This is a genomic window from Bradyrhizobium sp. R2.2-H (genome assembly GCF_004346455.1).
Taxonomy (GTDB): domain Bacteria; phylum Pseudomonadota; class Alphaproteobacteria; order Rhizobiales; family Xanthobacteraceae; genus Bradyrhizobium; species Bradyrhizobium diversitatis.
This window is the reverse complement of the sequence record NZ_SMBR01000001.1, coordinates 285,380-311,303: the sequence shown is the minus strand read 5'-3', so window position 1 is coordinate 311,303 and position 25,924 is coordinate 285,380. Positions and strand designations below refer to the sequence as shown.

Annotated in this window: 27 protein-coding genes; 12 read left to right on the top strand and 15 right to left on the bottom strand. The window is 64.3% G+C overall.

The features are described 5' to 3' along the window. Window positions 1-19: 19 nt before the first annotated feature. The 4 genes from EDE08_RS01480 to fabI form a co-directional block, all read right to left on the bottom strand. Complete coding sequence (locus EDE08_RS01480) at window positions 20-1,210, bottom strand: adenylate/guanylate cyclase domain-containing protein (protein ID WP_131866491.1); 1,191 nt, start codon at window positions 1,208-1,210, stop codon at window positions 20-22. 62 nt (window positions 1,211-1,272) lie between these two features. Continuing rightward, a complete protein-coding gene (gene aroC / locus EDE08_RS01475; protein ID WP_131866489.1) occupies window positions 1,273-2,361 on the bottom strand; it encodes a chorismate synthase in 1,089 nt (362 codons plus the stop codon). 205 nt (window positions 2,362-2,566) lie between these two features. Beyond that, window positions 2,567-3,166 carry a histidine phosphatase family protein gene (locus tag EDE08_RS01470; protein ID WP_131866487.1) on the bottom strand — a complete coding sequence of 200 codons (600 nt, stop codon included), beginning with the start codon at window positions 3,164-3,166 and terminating at the stop codon, window positions 2,567-2,569. Window positions 3,167-3,178: 12 nt separating this feature from the next. Further along, window positions 3,179-3,994, bottom strand: coding sequence for an enoyl-ACP reductase FabI (gene fabI, locus EDE08_RS01465; RefSeq protein WP_131866485.1), 816 nt, complete (start codon window positions 3,992-3,994; stop codon window positions 3,179-3,181). A gap of 173 nt (window positions 3,995-4,167) precedes the next feature. On the opposite strand from fabI, the gene EDE08_RS01460 reads away from it, so the two are divergent. Further along, the gene (locus EDE08_RS01460; protein ID WP_028180365.1) at window positions 4,168-4,656 is read left to right on the top strand and encodes a sigma-70 family RNA polymerase sigma factor; all 489 of its coding nucleotides are present in this window, start codon (window positions 4,168-4,170) and stop codon (window positions 4,654-4,656) included. 105 nt (window positions 4,657-4,761) lie between these two features. Further along, on the top strand, window positions 4,762-5,532 hold the full coding sequence (locus tag EDE08_RS01455) for an anti-sigma factor family protein (RefSeq protein WP_131866483.1): 771 nt from the start codon (window positions 4,762-4,764) through the stop codon (window positions 5,530-5,532). 318 nt (window positions 5,533-5,850) lie between these two features. Here the strand turns inward: EDE08_RS01455 and EDE08_RS01450 are convergent, their stop codons facing one another. Both EDE08_RS01450 and EDE08_RS01445 read right to left on the bottom strand, forming a co-directional pair. Continuing rightward, window positions 5,851-6,816 carry a DnaJ C-terminal domain-containing protein gene (locus EDE08_RS01450; RefSeq protein ID WP_131866481.1) on the bottom strand — a complete coding sequence of 322 codons (966 nt, stop codon included), beginning with the start codon at window positions 6,814-6,816 and terminating at the stop codon, window positions 5,851-5,853. Between the two features lie 106 nt (window positions 6,817-6,922). Continuing rightward, on the bottom strand, window positions 6,923-7,324 hold the full coding sequence (locus tag EDE08_RS01445; protein WP_349627613.1) for an RT0821/Lpp0805 family surface protein: 402 nt from the start codon (window positions 7,322-7,324) through the stop codon (window positions 6,923-6,925). A gap of 119 nt (window positions 7,325-7,443) precedes the next feature. On the opposite strand from EDE08_RS01445, the gene pdxH reads away from it, so the two are divergent. The 3 genes from pdxH to EDE08_RS01430 are packed head-to-tail and all read left to right on the top strand — an operon-like array spanning window position 7,444 to window position 9,649. Further along, a complete protein-coding gene (gene pdxH, locus EDE08_RS01440; protein ID WP_131866477.1) occupies window positions 7,444-8,085 on the top strand; it encodes a pyridoxamine 5'-phosphate oxidase in 642 nt (213 codons plus the stop codon). Between the two features lie 25 nt (window positions 8,086-8,110). Further along, on the top strand, window positions 8,111-8,863 hold the full coding sequence (locus EDE08_RS01435) for an SDR family NAD(P)-dependent oxidoreductase (RefSeq protein WP_131866475.1): 753 nt from the start codon (window positions 8,111-8,113) through the stop codon (window positions 8,861-8,863). Window positions 8,864-8,878: 15 nt separating this feature from the next. Next, window positions 8,879-9,649, top strand: coding sequence for a class I SAM-dependent methyltransferase (locus tag EDE08_RS01430; RefSeq protein WP_131866473.1), 771 nt, complete (start codon window positions 8,879-8,881; stop codon window positions 9,647-9,649). A 78-nt stretch (window positions 9,650-9,727) separates the two neighbouring features. Here the strand turns inward: EDE08_RS01430 and EDE08_RS01425 are convergent, their stop codons facing one another. Beyond that, window positions 9,728-9,946: a hypothetical protein gene (locus tag EDE08_RS01425; protein WP_131866471.1), complete on the bottom strand. Its 219-nt coding sequence runs from the start codon at window positions 9,944-9,946 to the stop codon at window positions 9,728-9,730. 205 nt (window positions 9,947-10,151) lie between these two features. Further along, window positions 10,152-11,129, bottom strand: coding sequence for a magnesium transporter CorA family protein (locus tag EDE08_RS01420; RefSeq protein WP_131866469.1), 978 nt, complete (start codon window positions 11,127-11,129; stop codon window positions 10,152-10,154). A 331-nt stretch (window positions 11,130-11,460) separates the two neighbouring features. Between EDE08_RS01420 and EDE08_RS01415 the strand changes: the two genes are divergently transcribed. Then, window positions 11,461-12,147: a L,D-transpeptidase gene (locus tag EDE08_RS01415; protein WP_131866467.1), complete on the top strand. Its 687-nt coding sequence runs from the start codon at window positions 11,461-11,463 to the stop codon at window positions 12,145-12,147. 36 nt (window positions 12,148-12,183) lie between these two features. Here EDE08_RS01415 and EDE08_RS01410 read toward each other — a convergent pair whose 3' ends face one another. Further along, entirely contained in the window at window positions 12,184-13,266 is a 1,083-nt protein-coding gene (locus tag EDE08_RS01410; protein ID WP_131866465.1) for an extensin family protein, read from the bottom strand. A 64-nt stretch (window positions 13,267-13,330) separates the two neighbouring features. Between EDE08_RS01410 and EDE08_RS01405 the strand changes: the two genes are divergently transcribed. Both EDE08_RS01405 and EDE08_RS01400 read left to right on the top strand, forming a co-directional pair. Next, on the top strand, window positions 13,331-14,959 hold the full coding sequence (locus EDE08_RS01405; RefSeq protein WP_131866463.1) for a fatty-acid--CoA ligase: 1,629 nt from the start codon (window positions 13,331-13,333) through the stop codon (window positions 14,957-14,959). A gap of 204 nt (window positions 14,960-15,163) precedes the next feature. Further along, a complete protein-coding gene (locus EDE08_RS01400; protein WP_131866461.1) occupies window positions 15,164-16,018 on the top strand; it encodes a DUF1499 domain-containing protein in 855 nt (284 codons plus the stop codon). Between the two features lie 114 nt (window positions 16,019-16,132). Here the strand turns inward: EDE08_RS01400 and EDE08_RS01395 are convergent, their stop codons facing one another. From EDE08_RS01395 to EDE08_RS01380, 4 genes are all read right to left on the bottom strand, one after another. Beyond that, window positions 16,133-17,056, bottom strand: coding sequence for an MBL fold metallo-hydrolase (locus EDE08_RS01395; protein ID WP_131866459.1), 924 nt, complete (start codon window positions 17,054-17,056; stop codon window positions 16,133-16,135). Between the two features lie 189 nt (window positions 17,057-17,245). Beyond that, a complete protein-coding gene (locus tag EDE08_RS01390; protein WP_131866457.1) occupies window positions 17,246-18,460 on the bottom strand; it encodes an acyl-CoA dehydrogenase in 1,215 nt (404 codons plus the stop codon). A gap of 131 nt (window positions 18,461-18,591) precedes the next feature. Beyond that, complete coding sequence (gene ribB / locus EDE08_RS01385; protein WP_131866455.1) at window positions 18,592-19,668, bottom strand: 3,4-dihydroxy-2-butanone-4-phosphate synthase; 1,077 nt, start codon at window positions 19,666-19,668, stop codon at window positions 18,592-18,594. Between the two features lie 190 nt (window positions 19,669-19,858). Next, complete coding sequence (locus EDE08_RS01380) at window positions 19,859-21,589, bottom strand: cation:proton antiporter (protein WP_131866453.1); 1,731 nt, start codon at window positions 21,587-21,589, stop codon at window positions 19,859-19,861. A gap of 67 nt (window positions 21,590-21,656) precedes the next feature. Between EDE08_RS01380 and EDE08_RS01375 the strand changes: the two genes are divergently transcribed. After that, window positions 21,657-22,181, top strand: coding sequence for a DUF3124 domain-containing protein (locus EDE08_RS01375; RefSeq protein WP_165935695.1), 525 nt, complete (start codon window positions 21,657-21,659; stop codon window positions 22,179-22,181). A 252-nt stretch (window positions 22,182-22,433) separates the two neighbouring features. Then, window positions 22,434-23,666 carry an aminotransferase-like domain-containing protein gene (locus tag EDE08_RS01370; RefSeq protein WP_131866449.1) on the top strand — a complete coding sequence of 411 codons (1,233 nt, stop codon included), beginning with the start codon at window positions 22,434-22,436 and terminating at the stop codon, window positions 23,664-23,666. Between the two features lie 2 nt (window positions 23,667-23,668). Here EDE08_RS01370 and EDE08_RS01365 read toward each other — a convergent pair whose 3' ends face one another. Then, the gene (locus EDE08_RS01365; protein ID WP_061878412.1) at window positions 23,669-23,941 is read right to left on the bottom strand and encodes a helix-turn-helix domain-containing protein; all 273 of its coding nucleotides are present in this window, start codon (window positions 23,939-23,941) and stop codon (window positions 23,669-23,671) included. Between the two features lie 160 nt (window positions 23,942-24,101). Between EDE08_RS01365 and EDE08_RS01360 the strand changes: the two genes are divergently transcribed. After that, on the top strand, window positions 24,102-24,551 hold the full coding sequence (locus EDE08_RS01360) for a hypothetical protein (RefSeq protein ID WP_245524688.1): 450 nt from the start codon (window positions 24,102-24,104) through the stop codon (window positions 24,549-24,551). A 173-nt stretch (window positions 24,552-24,724) separates the two neighbouring features. Next, entirely contained in the window at window positions 24,725-24,955 is a 231-nt protein-coding gene (locus EDE08_RS01355) for a hypothetical protein (protein ID WP_061878705.1), read from the top strand. A 60-nt stretch (window positions 24,956-25,015) separates the two neighbouring features. Here the strand turns inward: EDE08_RS01355 and EDE08_RS01350 are convergent, their stop codons facing one another. Continuing rightward, window positions 25,016-25,834: an aldo/keto reductase gene (locus tag EDE08_RS01350; RefSeq protein WP_131866444.1), complete on the bottom strand. Its 819-nt coding sequence runs from the start codon at window positions 25,832-25,834 to the stop codon at window positions 25,016-25,018. Between the last annotated feature and the right edge of the window lie 90 nt (window positions 25,835-25,924).

Genomic DNA, 25,924 nt, shown 5'->3' with positions numbered 1-25,924 from the left:
CGAAAGCACGGATCGACTTTCACGCCATCAACACTGGCTTCTCCTCCGCGAGCCCGTACACACGCTGCGCCTTCGAAAATCCCGCAATCGGAAATTCGCCGAGCTCGTGCCAATCGTGGCGGCAGACATTGGCAAAGCCTTCGGATGCAACGACGGTCCGTCCCAGGCGCCCCGTGATCTTCTCCAGGCGTGCCGCCAGATTGACGGCGGGGCCGATGCAGGTGAAGTCGAGGCGGTTGCCGCCGCCGATATTGCCGTAGAGGATGTTGCCGACATGTAGCGCGACGCCGAAGCGGAAGCGCTCGACGGCCTCGCCGACCGGAAAGGCGAGCGCCTCGACACTGGCACGTGATTCGCGCGCCGCTTCCAACACGTGCGCACAGACATGGGCGGTATCGCCGACATATTCGTCGATCGGGAACACCGCGAGCAGGCCGTCGCCCATGAACTTCAGCACCTCGCCGCCATGGCCGCGGATCGCCGAGACCTGACAGTCGAAATAATGATTGAGGATCTGGACCACGGTCTCGGGCGGCAGCCGGTCCGACAGTGCGGTGAAGCCGCGCAGATCCGACAGCCAGATCGCGGCCTGCATGGTGTCGTTGTGACCGCGGCGGATCTGGCCGCCGAGGATGCGCGCGCCGGCGCGGTTGCCGACATAGGTGTCGAGCAGCATCTCTGCGGTGCGGCGCAGGCTGATAATCTCGCTGATGCGCGCAAGCGGTACGATGAGAGCTCGGATGGCCGCGATGTCGTCGTCGCTAAAGCCATCCGGATGCCGCGTGATCCAACTCGTTGCGTGGATGGAGCCGTCGAGAAAAGGCACCGGCACAGCGATATAATCGGTCGCGCCTTCGGCTCGTATGTCATCGAGGAATGGAAATCGCTTGCTGTCTGGATCGCTTGCGCGTCCCCTCACCTCGATGCCCTGCTCGAACACGACGCGGAGCGGGCTGCGGGCAAATTCGGGCGTGTCCAGGATCTCGAAATCGACGCTGCCGATTTCGACTCCCTGGCCCTGCCGCCAGAGGAAGTTGCGGCCGAAGACTTCGGGATGCAGCGTGCGGATGAAGATGCCGAACCGCCACAGCGGCAGGCCGGCAGCGACCAGACGTTCGCAAAAAGCGGCAATCCCTTCGGCCGGCTCCTGAGCCGCCCAGGTGCCGTCGATCAGCCAGTCGCAGATGCGCTGGAGCTCGGAGCTGTTCATGGCCGCATTTGCAGACGAAGTTGCGGAGTCGTCAAGTTGCGCGGTGGGCTAGCACCGCGAGTTCAGCGCCCGACCTGCCCGCGATCGCGCAGGAAGTGATCGGCCAGCACGCAGGCCATCATGGCTTCGCCGACGGGAACGGCGCGGATGCCGACGCAGGGGTCGTGGCGGCCCTTGGTGAAAATCTCGGTATCAGTGCCCTTGCGATCGACGGTGAGACGCGGCTGCAGGATCGACGAGGTCGGCTTCACTGCGAAGCGAACCACTACCGGCTGTCCGGTGGAGATGCCGCCCAGCACGCCGCCGGCATGGTTGGACAGGAAGCGCGTGCCGTCATTGCCGGTGCGCATCTCGTCTGCGTTCTCCTCGCCGGTGAGCTCTGCCGCGCCAAAGCCGGCGCCGATCTCGACGCCCTTCACCGCGTTGATGCTCATCATCGCGGCCGCGAGATCGGAATCGAGCTTGGCATAGATAGGCGCGCCGAGACCTGCCGGCACGCCGTCGGCGACGACCTCGATCACCGCGCCGATCGAGGATCCGCTCTTGCGGATGCCGTCGAGATAGGTCTCGAAGAATGCGGCCTTGTCCTTGTCGGGACAGAAGAACGGATTCTTGGCGATCTCGTCCCAATCCCACTTGTCGCGATCGATCTTGTGCGGGCCGATCTGCACCAGCGCGCCGCGCACCCTCACATCGGGCAGGACTTTTCGCGCGATCGCGCCGGCGGCAACGCGCATCGCGGTCTCGCGTGCGGAGGAGCGACCGCCGCCGCGATAGTCGCGCAGGCCGTACTTGGCTTCATAGGTGAAGTCGGCATGGCCCGGACGAAACTTGTCCTTGATCTCGGAATAATCCTTGGAGCGCTGGTCGGTGTTCTCGATCAGGAGTCCGATCGGCGTGCCCGTCGTCACCTGCACGCCGGTCTCCGGATGCGCCATCACGCCGGACAGGATCTTCACCTGATCCGGCTCCTGACGCTGCGTGGTGAAGCGCGACTGGCCCGGTCGCCGGCGATCGAGATCACGCTGGATGTCGGCCTCGGTGAGCGGGATCATGGGCGGGCAGCCATCGACCACGCAGCCGATCGCCACCCCGTGGCTCTCGCCGAAGGTGGTGACGCGGAACATGTGGCCGAAGGTGTTGAAGGACATCGCGGATGCCGCCTAACGCTGACTTGCAACAACTATGTTGAATGTCAACGTGACGTAACGCGATCTGAATTGGGGGTCAAATGGTCCCCACAGCCGTCATGGCCGGGCTTGTCCCGGCCATCCACGGTCTCGGTCACGTCGGGCAAAAAGCGCGTGGATGCCCGGGACAAGCCCGGGCATGACGGCGGAGGATGTGGCGCTGCCGTTAACTGAACTTCTCCAGCCGGCCGTCGCGGAACACGTAGACCGCGCCCTGCTCGATAAAGAGCTCCGCAGCGCTGCCAGGGGTCTCGATGCCCAGGGCCACCATCAGGGCCCGGCAGGTGCCGCCGTGGGCGACCGCGACGGTATCGACCAGAAGCGACTCGTACCAGTCGAGCATGCGCAGCTGCACGGCCGCGTAGGTCTCCCCGCCCGCAGGCGCGATAGTCCATTTGTCGGCGAGGCGCCTCGCATAGACGTCCGGATCGGCGGCTTCGCTCTCGGCCAGCGTCAGCCCCTCCCAGGCGCCGTAGCCGATCTCACGCAGGCGATCGTCGAGCGAATAGTCCGACGCCGGCAATTCAAGCTTCTCGCGCGCGAGTTCCATGGTCTGCCGCGCACGGCCGAGCGGGCTCGACACGTAAGGCAGCGCCGCCCTGTCCCTGCCCTCGCGCCCGAACAGATCGGCCAGAATGCTGGCCGCCTGCACGGCCTGGGCCCGGCCATGCGCATTCAGCGGGACGTCCCTGGTGCCCTGGAGTCGCCCGAGCGCGTTCCACTCGGTCTCGCCATGGCGAAGGAAGTAGATCGTGGGCACGGGCATTCCGGCTCAGGGCTAGTCCTTCCCGCCCAGCGAGATGTCCGGCGCATCCGGCCGCTTCATGCCGAGCACATGGTAGCCGGAATCGACGTGATGCACCTCGCCGGTGACGCCGCGCGAGAGGTCGGAGAGGAAATACAGCGCGCTGCCGCCGACGTCTTCGGTCGAGACGTTGCGCCGCATCGGCGCGTTGTATTCGTTCCACTTCAGGATATAGCGGAAGTCGCCGATACCGGATGCCGCGAGTGTCTTGATCGGTCCCGCCGAGATGGCGTTGACGCGAATGTTCTTCTCGCCGAGATCGGCGGCGAGATAGCGGACGCTGGCCTCCAGCGCCGCCTTGGCGACGCCCATCACGTTGTAATGCGGCATCCATTTCTCGGCGCCGTAGTAGCTGAGCGTGATGAGCGAGCCGCCATCCATCATCAGCTTCTCGGCGCGCTGCGCCACCGCGGTGAACGAATAGCAGGAGATCAGCATCGACTTCGAAAAATTCTCCTGCGTCGTGTCGACGTAGCGGCCGTCGAGTTGTTCGCCATAGGCGATCGCGTGCACCAGGAAATCGATCTTGCCCCACTTCTCCTTCAGCACCGCGAAGGCGGCGTCGATGGTCGCGGCGTCCGTGACGTCACAATGGCCGAGCACGAGACCGCCGATCTCGGCGGCAAGCGGCTCGACGCGCTTCTTCAGCGCATCGCCCTGATAGGTGAAGGCGAGCTCGGCGCCGGCCGCGTGGCATGCCTTGGCGATGCCCCAGGCGATCGAGCGGTTGTTGGCAACGCCGAGGATCACCCCGCGCTTGCCTTGCATCAGACCTGAATTCTGCGCCATTTTTGAACGTCCCGTCGAAGCTCTCGTTGAGGTCTGGAGGTACACCAGCCCTCCCCTGCGGTACAGCCCTAATACGCGGCGTTAACGCTGTTTCGAGTGCCGGAATAGCCGTTCCACTCGGGTGTTATGATCGTTGAGGCGCTCGCGCCGAACGCTGGGACTTCAAGACTGCAATGAACGCGTTTCGCCAGAGTGTGGAAGTCATGATCCCGGCGTTGCGGCGCTACGCCCGCGCGCTCACGCGCGATGCGGATGCGGCCGACGATCTGGTGCAGGATACATTGGTGCGCGCGCTGCGTTCGGAACGCCTGTTTCTCGGGGGCGACGTCAGGAGCTGGCTCTATACGATCCTGACCAACCTCAACAAGAACCGGCGGCGCTCACTGGCAAGGCGGCCGCAATTCATGCCGCTGACGGAGAACAACCCGGATGCCAGCGGGACCGAGGCCGAAGGACGTGACATCGAGAAGGCGCTGGCCACCCTCGTCGAGGAACAGCGTTCGGTGCTGCTCCTGGTGATGCTGGAAGGCATGAGCTATCGCGAGGTCGCCGACATCCAGGGCGTGCCGATCGGCACCGTGATGTCGCGCCTGGCACGCGCACGGGCCCACGTTAAAGCCTCGCTGGAGGGTGAGCGTCCGGCGCTCAGGCGGGTGAAATGAGGACAGCGTGATGCATCGCACATCGTCCGCCCGCAGCCAGCCGAGGACGCGAGCGAAGTTGAGCCACGAACGATTTTTTGGGCCGCAGAGCCAGAGACGACCGATATGAACGACCGCAATATCCCAGTGACCGAAGACGAGCTGCACGCCTATGTCGACGGCGAGCTGCCGGCAGAACGTCGCGCCGATGTCGAGGCCTGGCTCGCCGCCCACCCTGACGAGGCCGAGCGGGTCCAATCCTGGCGGAGCATGGCCGAGATGCTGCACGCCCGCTACGATTCCGTCGCGCAGGAGCCCGTGCCAGCACGGCTGGAGCTGGAGCGGCTGGAGCGCCGCCCGCGGCAATGGTTCTATGGCGCCGCCGCGGCCGTGCTGGTTGCTTTCGTTGCCGGCGGCACGGCCGGCTGGGTGGCACATGGCGCCGCCAACACGCCCTCCACGTTTCAGAGCCTTACGGCAGACGCGCTCGATGCCCACCGCCTCTACGTCGTCGAGGTCCGCCATCCCGTCGAAGTCGGCGGCAACGAGCGTGACCATCTGCAGGCCTGGCTGACCCGGCGTTGCGGCTGGACGGTGTTCGCTCCGAACCTGGAGGCGAGCGGTCTGAAGCTCGTCGGCGGCCGGCTTCTGCCCGGGCCGAACGGTCCGGCGTCGTTCCTGATGTATGAGGGCGCTTCGGGTGAGCGGTACACGATCTACGCCACCAAGACCGACAATGGTGCGACGCAGATGCGCTACGCCAGAACGGACAAGGACGGAGCGCTGTTCTGGGCCGAACGCGGCGTCGGCTACGTCGTCAGCGGCGGCGGCGATCGCGAGCGGCTGACCAAGGTGGCGCAGGCCGTGTACGACCAAGCGGAGAAACACGGCACCTGAGCAAGCGCATAAGCGCGATGCCCAGATTCCGACATTGAAAATTTGGAATCAAGACATCGGCGCGTCTCATTATCGCACCGGATGATCACGCGAAAATGAGCAGCGTTCGATCCGCCGATCGACGCGGGCGGCCTCGATTGGGGCTTTTGGTACCGCGCTGGTCCCCCTCTCGAGGCCGCACCTTATTCTCGGCTGCCCGCCGGACAGCCGACACGTCTTGAAGTCAGCATCGACGTGCGATGCGCTTCAGGCGCAAGTTGAGCATCATCCTTTCGGGAAGAGAATGCTCTGATCGTCGAGGTAGCGCCGGATAGCGCCCTAGCCGAGCCCGCTACGCGGATTGTAGGGGTGGTGGTCCCTCCACTTCTCCATCAATGCTTCGAGCTCGGCGTCGTTCCCGTCCGGTAGCATAATCCTGATGGTCACGAAGAGGTCCCCGGTTGCGCCCGCTTTCGGCAAGCCTTTGCCCTTGAGGCGGAAGGTCCGGCCGCTGGAGGTGTTCTTCGGGACCGAAAGCTCCACGGCATTGCCGAGGGTGGGCACGCGGACCTTGCCGCCGAGCACCGCCTCATACAACGTCACCGGCAGGTCGATCCTGAGGTCGGCGCCCTCGACCTTGAAGAACGGGTGCGGCGCGATGTTGATGGTGATCAGGAGATCGCCGGGCGGATGGCCCTGCGCGCTCTCGCCCTGCCCCCGCAGCCGAATCTGCTGACCCTCGGTGACGCCGGCCGGAATCTTGACGTTGAGTTCCTTGCCCGTCGGCAGCCGGACGCGCTTCTCGCCACCCTTGACCGACTCTTCCAGCGAGACGGACATGGCGACATTCACATCGAGATCGAGCCCAATACCGCCGGTATCGAATTCGAACTGGGCGCCGCCGCCGGCCCCAGGCCGGGCGCCGCGCACCCCGCCGCCGAACATGCTGTTGAGGATATCCTCGAACGCCCCGCCGCCCGGGCCGCCACCCGCACCGCCGCTCCGGAACGTATAGCTTTCGAACCCGCCGGGACTCGCGCGGCCGCGCGGCCCCCCGCCGCCAGGAAAACCCTGGAAGCGCGGCTTGCCCTCGGCATCAATCTCGCCGCGGTCAAACTGCTTGCGCTTGTCCTCGTCGCCGAGGATCTCGTTGGCCGAATTGATCTCGGCGAAGCGCTCGGCGGCCTTCGGATCACCCTTGTTGCTGTCCGGATGATGCTTCTTGGCCAGCTTGCGATAGGCGCTCTTGATCGCGGCAGCGCTGGCGCTCCGCGGCACCCCCAAGACCTCATAGGGGTCGCGCATTCGTCACGTCTCCTTCAAGAAATCGAATTGTTCAAAGGGCTCCCCGCCCCACCTGCAGATCATGTGGGAAGAGAGTGGCATTTTTGCAACTAGCAGCGTGGTGAACCTAGCTCCGCCACGGCTTTAGCGTATGAATCTCCCAACGGCCACGGCTCCTTTGGCAGCCGGCGCCCTGAAGCCAGCTTTCGGTGCTGCCGTTGACATAGCTCGCCAGGAAGTCGCGGCATCTGCGTCCGTCCTCGGCGGCATAGGACTGGGCGATCGGCGTCACCGAGCCGCGCGCCCCGGTCTCCGGATTCTCCCAGTGCTGGCTGGAATCCTTGTCGCCCTTGCTGAGGACGTCGGAGGCGGCATTGCGCGCGAAGGCGAGATCGGTCTCGGTGGGCGCCGCGTCTCTCGCCGGCCGCGCGATCGAGCCGGTGAGATCGCTGTCGTCGGTCTTGGCGTAGGCACCCATGTCATTGCGGGAGAAGCTGCAGCCGCCGGCGCCGAGCCCGACCAGAATCATCGTCACGACGAGGCCGGGGGGCCGGATCGCCGATAGGCCAACGCGATCCCATGCCCTATATAGGGCGGTAGCGGACAAGGACGCATTTTGGGCCGCGGGACGCAACTCGGACTCCAGACATGACCGACACGACCTCGATGAAACACCAGACACCCTTAACATCCGGTGATTTCACCGCCGCCGACGAGCCATTTGCGCTGTTCGAGGCCTGGCTGAACGAGGCGACCAAGAGCGAGCCGAACGATCCGAATGCCATGGCGCTCGCAACCGTCGACCCTGGCGGGCTGCCGGACGTCCGCATGGTGCTGATGAAGGGCTTCGATACCGAAGGTTTCGTCTTCTACAGCCACATCGCCAGCCAGAAGGGCCGCGAACTCGCTGCAAATCCTAAGGCCGCGTTACTGTTTCACTGGAAGTCGCTGCGCCGTCAGGTCCGCATCCGCGGCAACGTGACGCCGGTGACCGACACTGAAGCCGACGCCTATTTCGCCACCCGCCCCAAGCAGGCCCAGATCGGCGCCTGGGCGAGCAAGCAGTCGCAAGAGCTTGAGAGCCGCTTCGCCTTCGAGCAGGCCATCGCCAAGGTTGCGGCCAGATATGTCATCGGCGAAGTGCCGCGGCCGCCGGGCTGGAGCGGCTGGCGCATCACGCCGATGCGTATCGAGTTCTGGCACGACCGCCCGTTCCGCCTGCACGACCGCATCGAATTTCGCCGTGACGCCGCCGGCCAGCCATGGTCCAAGACGCGGATGTATCCGTAAAGATTGGGCCGCCTGAAAGATGTCCATGCCGCATTCGTCCAATGCGCCGCGCCGCACGCTGCTCCTGACCGGAGCCAGCCGCGGCATCGGCCACGCCACTGTGATCCGCTTCTCGTCGGCGGGCTGGCGCGTCATCACCTGTTCGCGGCATCCCTTCCCGGAGGACTGCCCGTGGGACGCCGGCCCTGAGGACCATATCCAGGTCGACCTCGGCGATCCCAAGGACACGGCGCGCGCGATCACCGAGATCCGCAACCGCCTCGAAGGCGGCATGCTGCACGCCCTCGTCAACAACGCCGCGATCTCGCCGAAGGGGCCCGGCGGCTCCCGGCTCGGCTCGGTCGACACCGATCTCGACACCTGGACGCACGTCTTCCACGTCAACTTCTTCGCGCCGATCATGATGGCGCGCGGACTGATCGATGAATTGAAGGCGGCCAGGGGCTCGGTGGTAAATGTCACCTCGATCGCGGGCTCGCGCGTGCACCCGTTCGCGGGCGCCGCCTACGCCACCTCGAAGGCCGCGCTGGCGTCGCTGACGCGCGAGATGGCGTCCGATTTCGGCCGCATCGGCGTGCGCGTCAACGCGATCGCGCCGGGCGAGATCGACACCTCGATCCTGTCGCCGGGCACCGAGAAGATCGTCGAGCAGCAGATCCCGATGCACCGCCTCGGCACGCCCGACGAAGTGGCCAAGATCATCTACGTGCTGTGCACCGATACCAGCTCCTACGTCAACGGCGCCGAGATCCACATCAACGGCGGCCAGCACGTGTAGGCAGGGCACGAAAGCATGGGCCGGTTCGCAAGCACTGCCTCACTCTACGAGCATTTGCGGCCGCCGTATCCGCGCGAATTCTTCCGCTGCGTCGCGCAAAAACTCGGTCTCACCAAACAGAGCAGCCTGATCGATCTCGGTACCGGACCCGGGCTGCTGGCGCTCGGCTTCGGCCCCTATGTCGGCCGTGTCGTCGGAGTCGATCCGGAGCCCGCGATGCTCGACGCCGCGCGGCTTGCCGCTTCGGGCGCGGGTCGACATGTCACGCTGATTGAAGGCAAGGCAGAGACGCTTCCACCCGATATCGGCACTTTCGACATCGTCACGATCGGCCGTGCGTTGCATTGGATGGATCGCGATGCGACGGTGGCCCAACTCAGCCAGCTGGTCGCACATGGGGGCGCGATCGCGATCTGCGCTTCGTTCTCGGCTACCGACGGCCGTAACCCATGGCTCGATGGTTACAACGAAATTCGCCGTCGCTGGTCGCCTGCGCAGCTCTGGGAGGAGGCAGGACGGGGCACGCGGACACATCGCGACCTTTCTGCGTTCTTCCACGGCAGCCCGTTGCAGCTCGCCGAGCTTGTCACCGTCGAGACCAGCCATCTGGTCGGCCTGCACGATTTGGCGAAGCGCACGCTTACTTATTCGTCCTCGTCACGGGATGCACTGGGCGAGAATGTCGAGGCGATGCTGAGCGAGGTCTTGCATCATCTCGTCCCGTTCAGCCGCGACTATGCGATCGAAGAGACCATCGTCTCGACGGCGCAGATAGTTAAGCCCTAGTAGATTTGCCGAAGAGTGGAAGCAAGGCGATCCAGACAACGCCGCCGCAAGGCCTGGATCGCCCTTACCTTCCGTTCCTCAATCGAGTCGAATCCGACGCGACCTCTCGCGCGACCGCGGAGCGGCCGTGCTGAATGCAGTCGAGCAGTCGTCGTCGTTCTCACCATCGAGCAGCGGAGCACCACAGTGCCGGCACATGCGTGCCGACATCGACGGCGCCTTGCCGCTCGCCAGGACCTGGCGATAGTTCGCCAGATCGATGACGTTGCGGGGCGTCGTTATGTGTTTCTCAACCATGGCTGTTCCTCGCGGCTACGCACTGCTTATCGCAGACAAGTTTCGCGCAAACGTTCAGCCCACCGCTCAAATTTTACCGGAGGAATTGCGGCATGGCGCGGACATCACGGCGCCGCCTCAATCCCGATCTATTCTGCGACACGTTCTACTTTGTCTCTACGAGCGGCGTAAGGTCTCGGTAGGTATCTTCGCTCGAGCGCGACTCCTACAGCCACTTCTTCCATTTGAAGATCCAGTACGGGACGACCGCGGCGATCAGCATCATCACCAGCGCCATCGGATAGCCGTGCACCCATTCGAGTTCCGGCATCACTCTGAAGTTCATGCCGTAGACCGAGGCGATCAGCGTCGGCGGCATCAGGACGACGGCCATCACCGAGAACAGCTTGATGATGTTGTTCTGCTCGAGATTGACGACGCCGAGCATGGCGTCGAGCACGAAGGTGATCTTGTTGGAGAGATAGGAGGCATGGTCGGTCAACGAGGCGACGTCGCGCTGCATGGTCTTGAGCTGCTCGCGCATGTCCTTCGACCATTTCACGCCCTCGACCACCGCGGACAGGAAGGTGACGACGCGGCCGATCGAGACCAGGCTCTCGCGAACCTTGGAGGTCAGATCGCCCTTGCGGCCGATCGAGATCAGGATCTGGGAGTATCTCTTTGCCTGCCCATGGCGCTCGCTCTCGGGCTCGAAGATGTCGTGCGAGACCTGATCGATCTCGGCGCCGCAACGCTCCAGAATATCGGCGCAGCGGTCGATCACCGCATCCAGCAGTTCCATCAGCACCATCTCGCCCGTGACGGAAGGCGTGCAGGAGCGAGAGAGCTTGGCCTCGACCAGCGCGAACGGCTTCGGCTGGTCATATCGCACCGTCACCAGGCGGTGGTCGCCGAGGATGAAGGTCACCGCCGTGGTCCGGGGCATGTCGGTATCGGAGTGGCACATCAGCGTCGCAGTCATGTAGCGCGCGCCGTTCTCCATATAGAGGCGGCTGGAGATCTCGATCTCCTGCATGTCTTCCCGGGTCGGGATGGCGATGCCCGCGAGCCGCTCCACCGCCTTGTCCTCGGCCGCGCTCGGATTGACGAGGTCGATCCAGACGGCGTTCTCCGGCACGGCCGCAAGATCCTCGATGACAGCCTTCTTGAGGGCGGACTCGGAGGGAACAAATACCGAAAACATGAAAAGCTCCAGAGATCCTGCGACAGCCAGCCCTTAGCGCGATTCTGGCAGGTTCACGATGACAACAACATTAACGGAGCGTTTGGACTTGTGGCGATCCCAGGCTCAACTGTGGCACGGAATCGACAGTTCGGCGTATCCGGCCGAAAAATCTGCATAACAGCGCAAAATTTGCGGCAGAAAAGCCACAGCTGGGCTCTCGTAGCGTGGGATAAGCCCTTCAGAGCTGGAATTGCGGCAGATTTCAACGATAATGGGCCTAACGGAGTCGAGGAACTTGGGCGCCAAGCTCAAGCCTTCCGTGCGGTATTGTTTTGATTGGAACCAAACCATGTCGTCGCTGAAAGTTATGTTGGGGATTTTTGCCGCCGGCCTGATGCTGTCGGGCTGCATGCAGGCCACTCATTATGAGGCGACTGACACCAAGTCCTTCAAGCCGAAGGACAAGGAACTGCTCGCCAAGGTCAAGTACGAGAACACCCCGGTCGCTGAGCCGTTCCGCCGCGCCATCGTCGAATACCACCGCAAGGAATCGCCGGGCTCGATCGTGGTCGATTCCGACAACCATTACCTCTATTACGTGCTCGATGGCGGCAAGGCGATCCGCTACGGCATCACCGTTGGCGAAGAGGCCATGGCCTGGTCGGGCATCGCCAAGGTGGGCAGCAAGACCGAGTGGCCGGCCTGGCACCCCACCCCCGGCGAAATTTCGCGTCTGGGCGTGCCGACCTATGTCGCCCCCGGCCCCGACAATCCGATGGGCTCCCGCGCGCTGTACCTCTATTCGGGCGGCAAGGACACGCTGTTCCGCATCCACGGCACCAACCAGCCGGAATATATCGGCGCCTCGATCTCGTCAGGCTGCATCCGCCTGACCAACGAGGACGCGATTGATCTCTATGATCGCGTCAAGGTTGGGACCCTCGTCGTGGTGCTCGAGCCCAAGCACGGGGACTCGCCGTACAATTCGCGACTGGCGCTCGGCAACAGCCAAACCGGCCAGGCGGCCAGCTACTGATCGCCAACGACCTCTGGACAACAAAAGGCGCCGGTTTTACCGGCGCTTTTTTGTTGCCTGCTTGGACGATGGAGACTTCTTGGCAGGGGGCGATTTCTCTTCAGGTGAAGACGATTTCTCCGCCGGCTCGTCGTCAGCACCTTCCTTCGCCTCAGGCTTGGCTGCGACCTCGCGCGGCGGCGCCTCCTCGGGACGTTCCGCCGGCAGGAGCGGGGCGACCTGCGGCAGAGGATCCCAGACGTTCCACTGGCAGATGCGGTAGCCGTTGCGGCGCTGCGCCAGATCGAGATGGATGTGGTCCTCATGGTACCAGTCCGAGCCAGGACCGAGCACGGTGGAAAAGCGCGCGCAGACCGAGTGCAGCACGCGCTCGCGAACGTCGCGCGACAGGGTGCGGTCCGTGAGGCCGATCGACTGCCCATTGGCGAGCTTGATGGCGCGGATGTCGATGGCATTGGCCTTGCCGTGCTCGGACAGCATCGCGCCGGCGACGCGGTTGCGACCGCGGCACTCGAAGGAATCGAAATTGTCGAGGTCGCTGATGGGCGAGCCGAGGCTGGTGGCCAGCGGCACCATGTCCTTGCGCAGCCAATCGGCGATCGCGGACGCCATGGTGCAGCGAAGGATCGCCGCCGGCTTGACCGTCACCTTGCGCTTGTCCGGCAGCACGACCGCTTCCAGCCGCACCAGATCCTCGCCGCCGCAGGCGCCGGGGCCGCGGATGTCCGGGATCGAGGGTGCGATCGCAATGTCCTCCGTCAGCGCGAGGCGGCAGGCTGAGGCCTGTTTCTGGGGTGGCGGCGCAGCCTCGGCGGGCTTGTCCGCGCCCGCCTTGTCGGGAGATGGCCTTGTCTCTGCTTCGGACGGAGCCTCGTCCGTCGCTTTGGGGGCCTCTTCTGGCCGCGGTTTTGGCAGGGGAATCTTCGCGGTACGAACGGCCGCGCGCGGCCGTGGTGTACCAAGGCCGAAGATATCGAGTGGCGCAGGATATTTCCGCGCCTCTGCCCTCTCGACAGGCACGAGCAGCAGCCCCAGCGCGGCGGTAACCATTGCCGCGCCGACGGACATATAGCCGCGACAAGACCATTTGCGGCGAAAGTCCGGCAGGCTAAAAGTCATGACAATTCTTTGGCCCAAGCTGAGAGCGATAACGCGCCCAGCGACTTCTCGGAGGAACGTGAGAATGCTTGGTTTGATGCAAGATTGGCCCCTGCTCTGCCACCGGATCATCGAACACGCCGCCAGGATTCATGGCAAGCAGGAGGTGGTCACGCGCTCGGTCGAGGGACCGATCCATCGCACCAATTACGCCGAGATCCACAAGCGCGCGCTCAAGGTCTCGCAGATGCTGGAGCGCGATGGTATCAAGCTCGGCGACCGCGTCGCAACGATCGCCTGGAACACCTGGCGCCATCTCGAGGTCTGGTACGGCATCATGGGGATCGGTGCCATCTGCCACACGGTCAATCCTCGCCTTTTCCCGGAGCAGATCGCCTGGATCATCAATCATGCGCAGGATCGCATCGTGATGACCGACATCACCTTCGTTCCGATCCTGGAGAAGATCGCGGACAAGCTGCCCAGCGTGGAGCGTTACGTCGTGCTCACCGACAAGGCCCATATGCCTGAGACCACGCTGAAGAATGTGGTCGCTTACGAGGACTGGATCGCCGAGGCCGACGGCAAATTCAAATGGAAGGACTTTGACGAGAACACGGCGGCGGCGATGTGCTACACCTCCGGCACGACCGGCGATCCCAAGGGTGTGCTGTACTCGCATCGCTCCAACGTGTTGCACGCGCTGATGGCCAACAATGTCGACGCGCTCGGCACCAGCGCGTCCGAGACAATGCTGCCGGTGGTTCCGCTGTTCCATGCCAACAGCTGGGGCATCGCCTTTTCGGCGCCCTCGCAGGGCACCAAGCTGGTCATGCCGGGCGCCAAGCTCGACGGCGCCTCGGTCTATGAGCTGCTCTCGACCGAGAAGGTGACGCACACCGCCGGCGTGCCGACGGTGTGGCTGATGCTGCTCCAGCACATGGCCGCCAACAATCTCAAGCTGCCGGATCTGAAGATGGTGATCTGCGGCGGCTCGGCGATGCCGCGCTCGATGATCAAGGCCTTCCTCGACATGGGCTCCAACGTCCGTCACGCCTGGGGCATGACCGAGATGAGCCCGATCGGCAGCGTCGCGGCGCTGAAGCCTCCGTTCCACAATGCGACGGGCGATGCCAAGCTCGACGTGCTTCAGATGCAGGGTTATGCGCCCTTCGCGGTGCAGATGAAGATCACCGACGATGCCGGCAAGGAGCTGCCCTGGGACGGCAAAACCTTCGGCCGCCTCAAGGTCTCCGGCCCTGCCGTGGCCAAGGCCTATTACCGGGTCGACACCAACATCCTCGACGAGGAAGGCTTCTTCGACACCGGGGACGTCTCGACGATCGACGAGGACGGCTACATGCGGATTACCGACCGCTCCAAGGACGTGATCAAGTCCGGCGGCGAGTGGATCTCCTCGATCGACCTCGAAAACCTCGCAGTCGGCCATCCGGCCGTGGCGGAAGCCGCGGTGATCGGCGTATTCCATCCCAAATGGGATGAGCGTCCGCTCTTGATCGTGCAGCTCAAGCAGGGCCAGCAGGCCACACGCGAGGACATCCTGAAGTTCATGGATGGCAAGATCGCCAAATGGTGGATGCCCGACGACGTCGCCTTCGTCGAAGGCATCCCACATACGGCCACCGGCAAGATCCTGAAGACGGCGCTGCGCGACCAGTTCAAGGACTATCGCTTCCCGAACGCGGCCGCGTAGCGGCACAGCAGGCTACGTCATTCCGGGATGGTCCAAAGGACCAGACCCGGAATCTCGAGATTCCGGGTTCGATGCTCCGCATCGCCCCGGAATGACGGGCAGTAACAGTCCGGTCTCCCTTGAATTTGCCGCCGCGCCGTGGTCTCAACAAGCCATCGTCGCGCCAGATCGGCCGGCATCGCCAACCCCGGCAGAGCTCACCCGATGGCCCGCAGGTTTTCCGCTCCCTATCAGTCGGAGCCCGTGTCCAACCTGGCGAGCTGGGCGCGCAATCTGGCCGTGTTCGCGGTGGTGGCGGTGGTGGTGTCGGTCATCGTCGTCCGCTTCGATTTCCTGGAGCCGAAACCGGCGCTTGCGACTTTCTTCGGCGGGCTCGCGATCGCCGGCCTCTCGATCTTGTTCGGGCTCGCGGGCTTTGCCGCGATCTGGCAGAACGGCTCGCGGGGCATGGCACGCATCCTGCTCGCCCTCCTGATCGACGGCGCGATCCTTGCCTATCCCGCCTATCTGGCCTTTCAATATCGCAAGCTGCCGTCCATCTACGACATCACCACCGACCCGATCGATCCGCCGCGCTTCGACGCGATGGCGCGGCTGCGCACCGGCGAGGGCACCAACACCGCGGTCTATGCCGGCCTCTACTCGGCGGAGCAGCAGCGCCGCTTCTATCCCGAAATCGTGCCCGTCGAGCTCGAGATTTCCGCCGACCGCGCCTATGCAATCGCGCTCCAGCTCGTGCACAAGCGCAAATGGATCGTCATCGACGAGCGCGCGCCGCAGCCGCCGCGCCGCATCGGCCGCATCGAGGCGGTGGCGCGCACGCCGATCATGGGTTTTCGCGAGGACGTTTCGATAAGGGTCGTGCCGGATGGCGATGATTCCCGGGTCGACATGCGCTCCGCTTCGCGCAATTTCGACAGCGATCTCGGCAGCAACGCCGCGCGCGTCAAGAAGTTCATCGACGACCTCAACACCGCCGCCGATGCCGACGCGCTCAAGCCGGTGAAGAAGACGCCGGTCGCGCCGCCCAAGGCGCCGGCGAAGACGGTGAAGAAATAGCCTCGCTGTCATTCCGGGGCGTGCGAAGCACGAACCTGGAATCCATCGGGCGGCGGAGTTTGCCGATGAATGGATTCCGGGCTCTCGCTTCGCGAGCCTCGGAATGACAGCGAGTTAGGCGTTCGCCATCCGATACGTCCCGCCGATCACGGGATCACCATCCGTCGCGACCACGCCGCGTGCGACCAGGTCTTCGAGGTGCGCCAGCACAGAGTAGCCGGCGGCCGTCGTCAGCCTGGGATCGATGCCGATATAGATTGCGCGAACCATGGTCGGGATGTCGGTCTCGCCCTTGGCGAGGCGGTGCAGGATGGAAGCCTCACGCGCCTTGCGGTGCCGGATCAGGAAACGCACGAAACGCTGGCCCTCGGGGATCTCCGGGCCGTGGCCCGAGAAATAGAGATCCTCCTCGCGTGCCGCGAGCCGCTCCAGCGAGTCCATGTAGTCGATCATCGAGCCGTCCGGCGGTGCCACGATCGAGGTCGACCAGCCCATCACGTGATCGCCGACGAAGTTGAACTTTCGCTCCGGCCAGGCGAAGGCCAGATGGTTGGCGGTGTGGCCGGGCGTCGCCACGGCCTCGAGCCGCCAGTCCTGGCCCTCGACGACGTCGCCATCTGCGATCCTGATGTCCGGCACGAAGTCACGGTCTGAGCCGGATTCCGGATTGTGCTTCTCGCTCTCGAAACGCGGGCGCGAGGCGCGATGCGGGCCTTCGGCATAGACCGGCGCACCTGTCGCCTGCTTGATGCGCGCGGTGTTCGGCGAATGGTCGCGATGGGTGTGGGTGACGAAGATATGGCTCACCGTCTCGCCGCGCACGGCATCGAGCAGCGCAGCCGCATGCGCCTCATCGTCCGGACCGGGATCGATAATGGCAACATTGCCCTCGCCGACGATGTAGCTGACCGTGCCGGTGAAGGTGAACGGGCTCGGATTGTTGCAGAGCACGCGGCGCACGCCGGGGCGGACCTCCTCGACGATGCCGGGCTTCAGCGAAAAGTTGCGATTGAACGGGACGTCGTCATTGTCGGACATGGGACTTCCTGTGCACTACAGCCCCACCCGCGCCGTCATACCCCGCGAAGGCGGGGTATCCAGTACGCCGCGGCGTCTGTGGCGAAGGCGAGGTCTCTGGAATACTGGATCGCCCGCCCCAGTGCGCAACTGCGCACAAGGCGGGCGATGACAGCGGAACAAGCTAGCCACGGCCAAAGAACGCGGCGTCTAGAAAAACGCCTGAATACCTGTGATCGCGCGGCCCAGGATCAGGGCGTGGACGTCATGGGTGCCCTCGTAGGTGTTGACCGTCTCGAGGTTGTGGACGTGGCGCATCACGTGATATTCGATCGAGATGCCGTTGCCGCCGTGCATGTCACGGGCGGTACGGGCGATGTCGAGGGCCTTGCCGCAATTGTTGCGCTTCATGATCGAGATCATCTCGGGCGCGAACTTGCCCTCGTCCATCAAGCGACCGACGCGCAGCGAGCCCTGCAAGCCGAGCGCGATCTCGGTCTCCATGTCGGCGAGCTTCTTCTGCACGAGCTGGGTCGCGGCGAGCGGCTTGCCGAACTGCTTGCGGTCGAGCGTGTACTGGCGGGCGCGATGCATGCAGTCCTCGGCAGCGCCAAGCGCACCCCAGGAGATGCCGTAGCGGGCGCGGTTGAGGCAGCCGAACGGGCCCTTCAGGCCGGAGACGTTGGGCAGCAGGGCGTCTTCCGGAACGACGACGCCATCCATCACGACTTCGCCGGTAATCGAGGCGCGCAGGGACAGCTTGCCGCCGATCTTCGGCGCCGACAGGCCCTTCATGTCCTTCTCCAGCACGAAGCCGCGGATCTGGTTGTCGTGCGCGGCCGACTTGGCCCAGACCACGAACACGTCGGCGATCGGCGCGTTCGAGATCCACATCTTGCTGCCGGTGAGGCGATAGCCGTCCGAAACCTTCTCCGCGCGGGTCTTCATGCCGGCGGGATCGGAGCCGGCGTCAGGCTCCGTCAGGCCGAAGCAGCCGACCCACTCGCCGCTGGCGAGCTTCGGCAGGTACTTCTTGCGCTGGTTCTCGTCGCCATAGGCGTAGATCGGATACATCACCAGCGAGGACTGCACCGAGTTCATGGAGCGATAGCCGGAATCGACCCGCTCGATCTCGCGTGCGACGAGGCCATAGGCGACGTAGCTCGCATTCGCGCAACCATATTCCTCGGGCAGCGTGATGCCGATCAGGCCGAGCTCGCCCATCTCATTGAAGATCTCGCGATCGGTCTTCTCTTCGAGATAGGCCTTGGAGACCCGCGGCAACAGCTTGTCCTGGGCGTAGGCGCGGGCGGTATCGCGCACCATGCGCTCGTCTTCGGTCAGTTGCTCGTCGAGCAGGAACGGATCGTCCCACTGGAAAGAAGCCGCAGCCGGCTTGTCCTTGGCCTGAGGGCGCACGCTCATGAAACGTCCTTTCGCGTCTGGTTCCGTCAATAATTGCCCGACAAACTAAAGCGCCGCGGCAACAAGTTCAATTGCATCCTGGTTTCGGTCATTCCGGCTCGCGCCACGGCGTGAACCTGGAAACGTTGTGGTCAGCTTTCGAGCTGCTCGTTGGCGACGATCTCGATGCCGAAGCCCGACAGACCCTTGTAGTCGTGCACCGAGGAGGTGAGATGCCGGATCGAGGTGACGCCGAGGTCGCGCAGGATCTGCGCGCCGACGCCGACCTCGCGCCACTGGCGGTTGCGGTCGGCCTCCGTCGACGACTCGTCCGGCAGCGGCGCCACGGGGACGCCGGCCGCGCCATCGCGCAGGTAAACCAGCACGCCACGGCCCGATTTCTTGAAATGCTCGAGCACGGCCGCCATGCGCTTGTGACCGGTGAAGGTGTCCTTGACGATGTTCGGCTTGTGGAAGCGCGTCAGCACGTTCTTGCCGTCGCCGACGCCGTTATAGACGAAGGCGACGTGAGCGATGGAATCGAACGGCGAGCGGTAGGCATAGCCCTGCAAGGGACCGATCGGGCTCTCGGTGACGAAGGTCGAGACCCGCTCGATCAGTTTTTCACGCGCCTGGCGGTAGGCGATCATATCCGCGATGGTGACGTGCCTGAGCTTGTGCTGGACAGCGAAGCGGGCGACCTGCTCGCCCTTCATCACGCTGCCGTCGTCGTTCATGAGCTCGCTGATGACGCCGACCGGCGGCAGGCCCGAGAGCTTGCAGAGGTCCACGGCAGCCTCGGTATGGCCGGAGCGCAGCAGCACGCCGCCATCCTTGGCGATCAGCGGGAAGATGTGGCCGGGCCGGGCGAAGTCGTTGGCGCCGACATTGGGATTGGCTAGCGCGCGGCAGCACGAGGCGCGCTCCTCGGCGGAGATGCCGGTGCCGCCATCGGGCTTGTAGTCGATCGAGACCGTGAACGCGGTGGTGTGCGCGGAATCGTTGTGGGCGACCATCGGATCGAGCCGCAGGCGGCGCGCGTCCTCGGTCGTCACGGGCGCGCAGACGATGCCGGAGGTATGGCGGATGATGAAGGCCATCTTGTCGGCGGTGCAGAGCGAGGCTGCGACGATCAGATCGCCCTCGCCCTCGCGGTCCTCGTCGTCGGTGACGACCACGAGCTCACCCCGGGCAAAGGCCTGCAAGACTTCCTGGACGGTATCGGGCATTCCCAATCTCTATCGGTTATGGGCCGGAGGCTCAGCCGGACGCCTTAGCTGGACTTGGCCCGGGACGCTAGTGTCCTGAACGCAACCGCATATGCCCCGGGGCAGGCCCGTCCACGCGGTTTCAGCCTTGCACCGAAGATACCAGGGATATAGGCGCGCAAGGCCCGCAAGGAAGGCGGCCCGGACGCCGTCAGGGCAGCACCTCGCGCCGCTCGCCGAGCCGCTGATCGAGCTCGGCACGCTTGTCGGCGAGCAGGCCGGCCTGGGCGGCTTCGATCACGGTAAACAACTCGTGGGCGTCGCTGAGCCGGGTCACGGTGACGTAGCTGGCGCCGGCCTCGTAGAGCGCCCCGACGTCGGCCAGGAGGTCGGCCGTGGCGACGATCAGCGCGGTCGGATTGAGCGCGCGCACGTGGCGGACCAGCTTCTCGTTGGTGGCGCCCTTCAGCAGCGAATCCGGCACGCTGAGGATGATCATCTCGGACTTGCCGATGCCGGCATGGAGCAGCGTATCGACATTGCTGATGTCGCCATAGATCACGTGCAGGCCGCGCGAAAGCAGGGTCTGGTACACATTGGGGTTGAAGTCGACCACCGTGATCTGCTCCAGCAGCACCGGCGCCTGCCGCTCGATCTCGGCCAGCAGCGCGCTCGCGGCACGGAAAAAGCCGAGGATGACGACGCGGCGGGCTTCGCCATGGCCGCCCTCGTGCCCGTCCTCGGCATGGCCGTTGCCATGGTCGAGGTCGCGCAGGCCGATCCGCTTCAGGGGGCCGATCGCCCAGCGGGTGATCTCGTCGCTGCGGGTCATCACGAAGGTCGAGAGCACCGCCAGCACCACGAAGGCGAAGGAGACGGCATTTGCCGTCTCCGCGGCGATATGGTGGTCGGCGATACCGGTCTGGATCACCACCAGCGAGAACTCGGAGATTTGCGCGAGGTTCAGCGCCGGCAACAGGCTGGCTCGCAGGCCCTGCTTCATCAGGTAGAGCGGGGTGAAGGTGGTGACGAGGCGGCTCACCACCGTGAACGCCGCGATCATCAAGGCAAGTCCGATCACGGAGAGGCCGGGCACGGGGATGGTCATCCCCAGCGCGACGAAGAACAGCGTGATGAAGAAGTCGCGCAGCGTGGTGACCTTGGCGGTCACGTCGAGGGCGTAAGGGAAGGTCGAGAGCGACACGCCGGCAATCAGTGCACCCATCTCGCGCGACAGCGACAGCCGCTCGGCCATCTCGGCGACGAGAAAGCACCAGGCCAGCGCGCCGAGCAGGATCAGCTCGGGGCGCCGGGCGATCTGGTGGAACAGGCGCGGCAGCACGTAGCGGCTGACCAGAAGCGCGGCGGCAACCAGCACAGCGACGCGGCCGATCGAGAGCAGGATGACGGTGACCTGCAGATTGGCGAGGCTCGGCTGCACTGCCAGGAAGAGAATCGCGAAGATGTCCTGGAGCACCAGGACGCCGAGGGTGATGCGGCCCGGCAGCGTATCGAGCTCGCGTTTCTCATAGAGCACCTTGACGATGATGACGGTGCTCGACAGCGCGCAGGCGACGCAGAGATAGACCGCATCGAAATGCCCCCCGCCAAGCGACAGGCCGATGCCGACGAAGAACAGAACGCCGAGCAGACAGCCGCCGAGCAGCTGACTGCCCGCCGCGAACAGGATCACCCGCCCTGCCCGCACGATCTTCTTCAGGTCGATTTCGAGCCCAATCATGAACAGCATGAAAATCAGGCCGAGCTCGGAGATGACGCTGATCGATTCCTGCGAATGGACCCAGCCGGCGCCGAATGGACCTATGCAGAAGCCGGCGATAAGGTAGGCCAGGATCAGCGGTTGCCGGGAGAAATGGGCGAGCAGGCCCAGCATCCAGGCAAACAGGATTGAGAGAGTGATGTCGCGAATGAGCTCGTGCATGCCATATTGGTCCGTTTTGCCGCACCCTAGAGGCGGGTTGCGGTGCGGCAAGCGAGCAATTCGTCACATGCGGAGAGGGCTCGTCGCAGCCATGCTGCTGGGTCCCCTCGCCTTTGCCGATTCGCTCACCGCGCAATCCAAGGTCAATATCGAACAAAACTTTGCCGATTCGCTTACCGCTCTGCCGAAGGAGGACCTCGCGGTCTCCGGCGGATTCTACGTGCCGGCCTATTCCAGCGTCGCGATGAGCCAGGGCAAGTTGCGTGTCGACTTTTCGGTGACGCTCAGCGTACACAACGCCTCCGAGACCCAGCCGCTGGTCATTAAACGCATCGCCTATTTCGACACCGCAGGCAAGCAGGTCGAGAGCTATCTGAAGAAGCCGGTGGCGCTGAGGCCGCTCGCCACCGTCTCGATCTTCGTTCCGACCGACGATTTGCGCGGCGGGACCGGGGCCAACTTCCTGGTCGACTGGGCCGCCACGGGCGAGATCGCAGAGCCGGTGGTCGAGGCCCTCATGGTTGGCGGCATCGCCAATGCGCATTACGCTTTCATCAGCCAGGGCCGCCCGACCAGGACGGCCGGCAAGTAGGTGAGGCAAACCACAGTGACGCGCCACGCTGCGCAGGTGCTGGCGCGAGCACAGATCGAAAACGCGAAAACAACCCCATGCACAGTAGGCCAGATCTGCAAAATCAATGGCTTGTCGAAGACGCGCGATCCGATGCGGATTTTACGAATTCCCTTTGACCCGTCGGGCAAAACACTGGCATGATGTCACCATCGAAATAGCATGGTCGGCGCCAAGGCCGGCCGCCAAAAAAGAACAAAACGAGGAAAGCCCATGACGTCCAGCTTCAATTTCGCGCCCCTGTTTCCGGCAGGGCTGCCGGCCCCCTCTGCGCGCTGGACGGGGCTTGCCAAGTACAGCTTCGTCGGCGGCAACAACGATTCCGAGCAATTGCCGCTCGACGGCCTGATCGAGGCGACTAATTCCGCCCTGCAAAGCGAGGGCCGGTCGCTCGCCACCTACGGGCTCGCGCACGGCCCGCAAGGCTACCTCCCCTTGCGCGAATTCCTGGTGACGAAACTCAAGCGCGATGCCGGTATCACCTGCACGGTGGACGATCTGCTGATCGTCTCGGGCTCCCTCCAGGCGCTCGATCTCGTCAACGCCACGCTGCTGGCGCGCGGCGACACCGTGATCTTCGAGCAGGACAGCTATCAGGGGTCGTTGAACCGCCTGGCGCGGCTCGGGGTCAATGTCGTCGGCATTCCCCTCGACAAGGACGGCATGCGCATGGATATGCTGGCGACGACGCTGGCCGACCTGAAGAGCCGCGGCATCCGCCCGAAATACATCTACACCATTCCAACGGTGCAGAACCCCACCGGCAGCATCATGCCCGAGAGCCGGCGCACTGAGCTGGTGCGGCTCGCGGCCGAATACGGCGTCCCCATCTTCGAGGACGATTGCTATGCCGACCTCGTGTGGTCAGGGCAGCGGCCGCCGGCGATCTACGCGATGAGTCCGAACGGCGGCGTGATCCATATCGGCTCGTTCTCGAAGTCGATCGCGCCGGCGCTGCGCGTCGGCTTCATCGTCGCGCCCTGGGAGGTGATGTCGCGGATGCTGTCGCTGAAGACGGATGCCGGGTCCGGCGCGCTCGAGCAGATGGTGCTCGCCACATATTGCAGGCCGCATTTTTCGACCCACGTACCGGCCCTGACGAAGGCGTTGCGCACCAAGCTCGACACGCTGATGGAAGCGCTCAACGAGCAGTTCGGGACGGCCGCCGAGTTCGAGGAGCCCAAGGGCGGAATCTTCCTGTGGGTGAAGCTGCCCGACCAGGTCGATACGCTGAAGCTGTACCAAGCCGCGCTCGCCGCCGGCGTCTCGATCAATCCGGGACCGGAATGGTCGACCAACAAGAGCCATTCCAGCTCGCGGCTGCGGCTGTGCTTTGCAAGCCCCACGCATCAGCAGATCCGCGAGGGCGTCGCCGTGCTGGCCGAGGTCTGCCGCAAGGAATTCGGCGTGCCGGCCCGCAGCGCCAATGTCGAGAAGCGGGCCTGATATCAGGCCGCCTGGGGCTGGCTGCCGTGGATCGCGGAGGCGAGCCTCAGCAACAGGACGATCGAGACGTTGCCCTTGCCGGCCTCGATCTGGGCGATATAGCGCTCGGAGATTCCGGAGCGGCGGGCCAGCTCGCGGCGCGAGAGATCGCAGCGCATGCGCGAGGACCGCAAGCGATCGCCCAGCTCGGTCAGAAACGCCGCCTCCGAGTAAGGCGGTACGGCACAGCTCCCCGGCAGCACTTCGCCCGCAAAATCCACGACTTGATTCAGCATTGGTCTATCCACGTTCGCCTTCGGGAATGCCATCCTACCCTCGAAATGCGCTGCCTCATTGACGCGGATCAAATTCACGAGTGATCGCCGGCCGCCGTGGAACGGCCGCGGGCGCGATGGTACAGTTTGGAGTCTTCGAGGCGGGGTTTTTCAGGGCATGATGCGACGTTTGAACCGCTGGATCGCGGCGGTAGTGCTGTGGGTTGCGTTCACCTCCACGGCCGGTGCCGAGACGCTGGCCGCGACCGTCGAGCAATGGGGCCTGCTCGGCTCGTGGGCGGTCGACTGCGCGGCCCGGCCAGACCGCGACAAGGGGGCGCTCCTGACCTACGAGATCAGGAAGGATGGCCGGGTGATGTACCGGCGCAATTTCGGCGAAGCCAAAGACGAGAACGAGGTGGTGTCGGCCACAGTCAGTGCAGAGGGCCTGCTCGACGTGATGGTGTTCTTCCCGGCGCTGCATCAGACTCGCGAATTCGGACTCCTGCTGCAGAAGGACGGCAGCCTGCGCGCGATCTACAATCGCAGCGAGCGCGGCGAGTACACGATCAAAGACGGCAAGTACGTCGCCACCGGAGCACCAACGCCCGCGCAGCAACGCTGCGATTAGCCGTCATTCCCAAGCATGATCCAATCGGACACCGCCGCACACTTTGCGCTGACGCGGCTCTTTGAGTCCGGATCATGCCCACCTGAACATCCATTCAGAATTCTCTCCCCGTTCCTCCGGAACGTTCGCGTGAATACACGGTTTAGATGTGCATTCATTTGGAGAAGGACATCATGAAGAAGCTTGGTTATGTGGTTGCAGCTCTCGGTGCGCTCGTGATCGCAGCGCCGACCCTGGCAAGCGCAGAGACGGTGGTGATCAAGCGCGGTCATCACCATCACGGCCCGCACGGCGCCCGCGCCGAATATCGCATGCACCATCATGACCGCGGCTGGCACCGCCACCATCGCGGAGACCGCGTGGTCGTGATCAAGCGCAGCCACCGCCACCATCACTGGGACTAATGCGCAACGCGAATGAAAATGGCCCCTCATGGGGCCATTTCTATTGCCCAAGCACTCGAACTAATCCCACGCCGGCGCGAAGCCGGGATTGACGCAACGCCTGTCCTTCGACAGCGCGGCGATTTTCTTGCGGTCGGAATCGTCGAGCGTGATCTTGAGCGCGTCGAGATTGGCCTGTTGGCTCTCGCGGCGCGAAGCCTTCGGGATTGCGGCGACGCCGTCCTGGTCGAGCAGCCATTTCAACGCGACCTGCGCGGCGGTCGCCTCGTGCCTGGCGCCGATCTCGGCCAGTACCGGATCCGAGGCGATACGCCCCTGCGCCAGCGGACAATAAGCGACGAGCGGAATCGACCTGGCCTGGAGATAGCCGAGCACCTTCGATTGATCGAGCATGGCGTGATATTCGACCTGGTTGCAGGCGATCGGCGCCTTGATGTCCTCGACCGCGACCTTGAGCAGCGCCGTGGTGAAATTGGCAACGCCGATGGCCCGCGTGCGCCCCTCCTCCTTGAGCTTCATCAGGGTCTCGAACACCGCGCCCCAGTCCGCAGCCTTCGACGGCCAGTGCACGAGATAGAGATCGACATGGTCGAGCCTGAGCTTCTTCAGGCTGGCATCGAAGGCGCGCCGGATCGCGTCAGGGGCGAGGTTCTCGTGCCAGACTTTCGTGGTGACGTGCAGTTCGCCGCGCGGCACGCGGGACGACGCGATGGCCGAGCCGATCGGCTCCTCATTGGCATACATCTCGGCAGTATCGAGATGGCGATAGCCGATCGACAGCGCGCTCTCGACTGCAGCGCGGCAGGCATCGCCCTGCATGCGGAAGGTACCGAGGCCAAGCTTGGGCAAGCTGATGCCCTGTGTTTTCAGATGGTCCATGAAACAGGCTCCTGAGATATCGCAGGCCGCCGATGCGCGCAGCAATGCCGCGTGAGCAGACTCTTCGGTGACGGAAAGAGGCGGCGAGAG

Bases quoted from the DNA above. Each gene is read 5' to 3' on its own strand.
- EDE08_RS01380 (WP_131866453.1), bottom strand. From the start codon at position 21,589: ATGCACGAGCTCATTCGCGACATCACTCTCTCAATCCTGTTTGCCTGG.
- EDE08_RS01480 (WP_131866491.1), bottom strand. From the start codon at position 1,210: ATGAACAGCTCCGAGCTCCAGCGCATCTGCGACTGGCTGATCGACGGC.
- EDE08_RS01455 (WP_131866483.1), top strand. From the start codon at position 4,762: ATGAACGACCGCAATATCCCAGTGACCGAAGACGAGCTGCACGCCTAT.
- EDE08_RS01375 (WP_165935695.1), top strand. From the start codon at position 21,657: ATGCGGAGAGGGCTCGTCGCAGCCATGCTGCTGGGTCCCCTCGCCTTT.
- fabI (WP_131866485.1), bottom strand. From the start codon at position 3,994: ATGGCGCAGAATTCAGGTCTGATGCAAGGCAAGCGCGGGGTGATCCTC.
- aroC (WP_131866489.1), bottom strand. From the start codon at position 2,361: ATGTCCTTCAACACCTTCGGCCACATGTTCCGCGTCACCACCTTCGGC.
- EDE08_RS01425 (WP_131866471.1), bottom strand. From the start codon at position 9,946: ATGGTTGAGAAACACATAACGACGCCCCGCAACGTCATCGATCTGGCG.
- EDE08_RS01350 (WP_131866444.1), bottom strand. From the start codon at position 25,834: ATGGACCATCTGAAAACACAGGGCATCAGCTTGCCCAAGCTTGGCCTC.
- EDE08_RS01370 (WP_131866449.1), top strand. From the start codon at position 22,434: ATGACGTCCAGCTTCAATTTCGCGCCCCTGTTTCCGGCAGGGCTGCCG.
- EDE08_RS01430 (WP_131866473.1), top strand. From the start codon at position 8,879: ATGGGCCGGTTCGCAAGCACTGCCTCACTCTACGAGCATTTGCGGCCG.
- EDE08_RS01355 (WP_061878705.1), top strand. From the start codon at position 24,725: ATGAAGAAGCTTGGTTATGTGGTTGCAGCTCTCGGTGCGCTCGTGATC.
- EDE08_RS01390 (WP_131866457.1), bottom strand. From the start codon at position 18,460: ATGAGCGTGCGCCCTCAGGCCAAGGACAAGCCGGCTGCGGCTTCTTTC.
- EDE08_RS01450 (WP_131866481.1), bottom strand. From the start codon at position 6,816: ATGCGCGACCCCTATGAGGTCTTGGGGGTGCCGCGGAGCGCCAGCGCT.
- pdxH (WP_131866477.1), top strand. From the start codon at position 7,444: ATGACCGACACGACCTCGATGAAACACCAGACACCCTTAACATCCGGT.
- EDE08_RS01420 (WP_131866469.1), bottom strand. From the start codon at position 11,129: ATGTTTTCGGTATTTGTTCCCTCCGAGTCCGCCCTCAAGAAGGCTGTC.
- EDE08_RS01400 (WP_131866461.1), top strand. From the start codon at position 15,164: ATGGCCCGCAGGTTTTCCGCTCCCTATCAGTCGGAGCCCGTGTCCAAC.
- EDE08_RS01470 (WP_131866487.1), bottom strand. From the start codon at position 3,166: ATGCCCGTGCCCACGATCTACTTCCTTCGCCATGGCGAGACCGAGTGG.
- EDE08_RS01405 (WP_131866463.1), top strand. From the start codon at position 13,331: ATGCTTGGTTTGATGCAAGATTGGCCCCTGCTCTGCCACCGGATCATC.
- EDE08_RS01445 (WP_349627613.1), bottom strand. From the start codon at position 7,324: ATGATTCTGGTCGGGCTCGGCGCCGGCGGCTGCAGCTTCTCCCGCAAT.
- ribB (WP_131866455.1), bottom strand. From the start codon at position 19,668: ATGCCCGATACCGTCCAGGAAGTCTTGCAGGCCTTTGCCCGGGGTGAG.
- EDE08_RS01435 (WP_131866475.1), top strand. From the start codon at position 8,111: ATGCCGCATTCGTCCAATGCGCCGCGCCGCACGCTGCTCCTGACCGGA.
- EDE08_RS01360 (WP_245524688.1), top strand. From the start codon at position 24,102: ATGCGACGTTTGAACCGCTGGATCGCGGCGGTAGTGCTGTGGGTTGCG.
- EDE08_RS01415 (WP_131866467.1), top strand. From the start codon at position 11,461: ATGTCGTCGCTGAAAGTTATGTTGGGGATTTTTGCCGCCGGCCTGATG.
- EDE08_RS01460 (WP_028180365.1), top strand. From the start codon at position 4,168: ATGAACGCGTTTCGCCAGAGTGTGGAAGTCATGATCCCGGCGTTGCGG.
- EDE08_RS01395 (WP_131866459.1), bottom strand. From the start codon at position 17,056: ATGTCCGACAATGACGACGTCCCGTTCAATCGCAACTTTTCGCTGAAG.
- EDE08_RS01365 (WP_061878412.1), bottom strand. From the start codon at position 23,941: ATGCTGAATCAAGTCGTGGATTTTGCGGGCGAAGTGCTGCCGGGGAGC.
- EDE08_RS01410 (WP_131866465.1), bottom strand. From the start codon at position 13,266: ATGACTTTTAGCCTGCCGGACTTTCGCCGCAAATGGTCTTGTCGCGGC.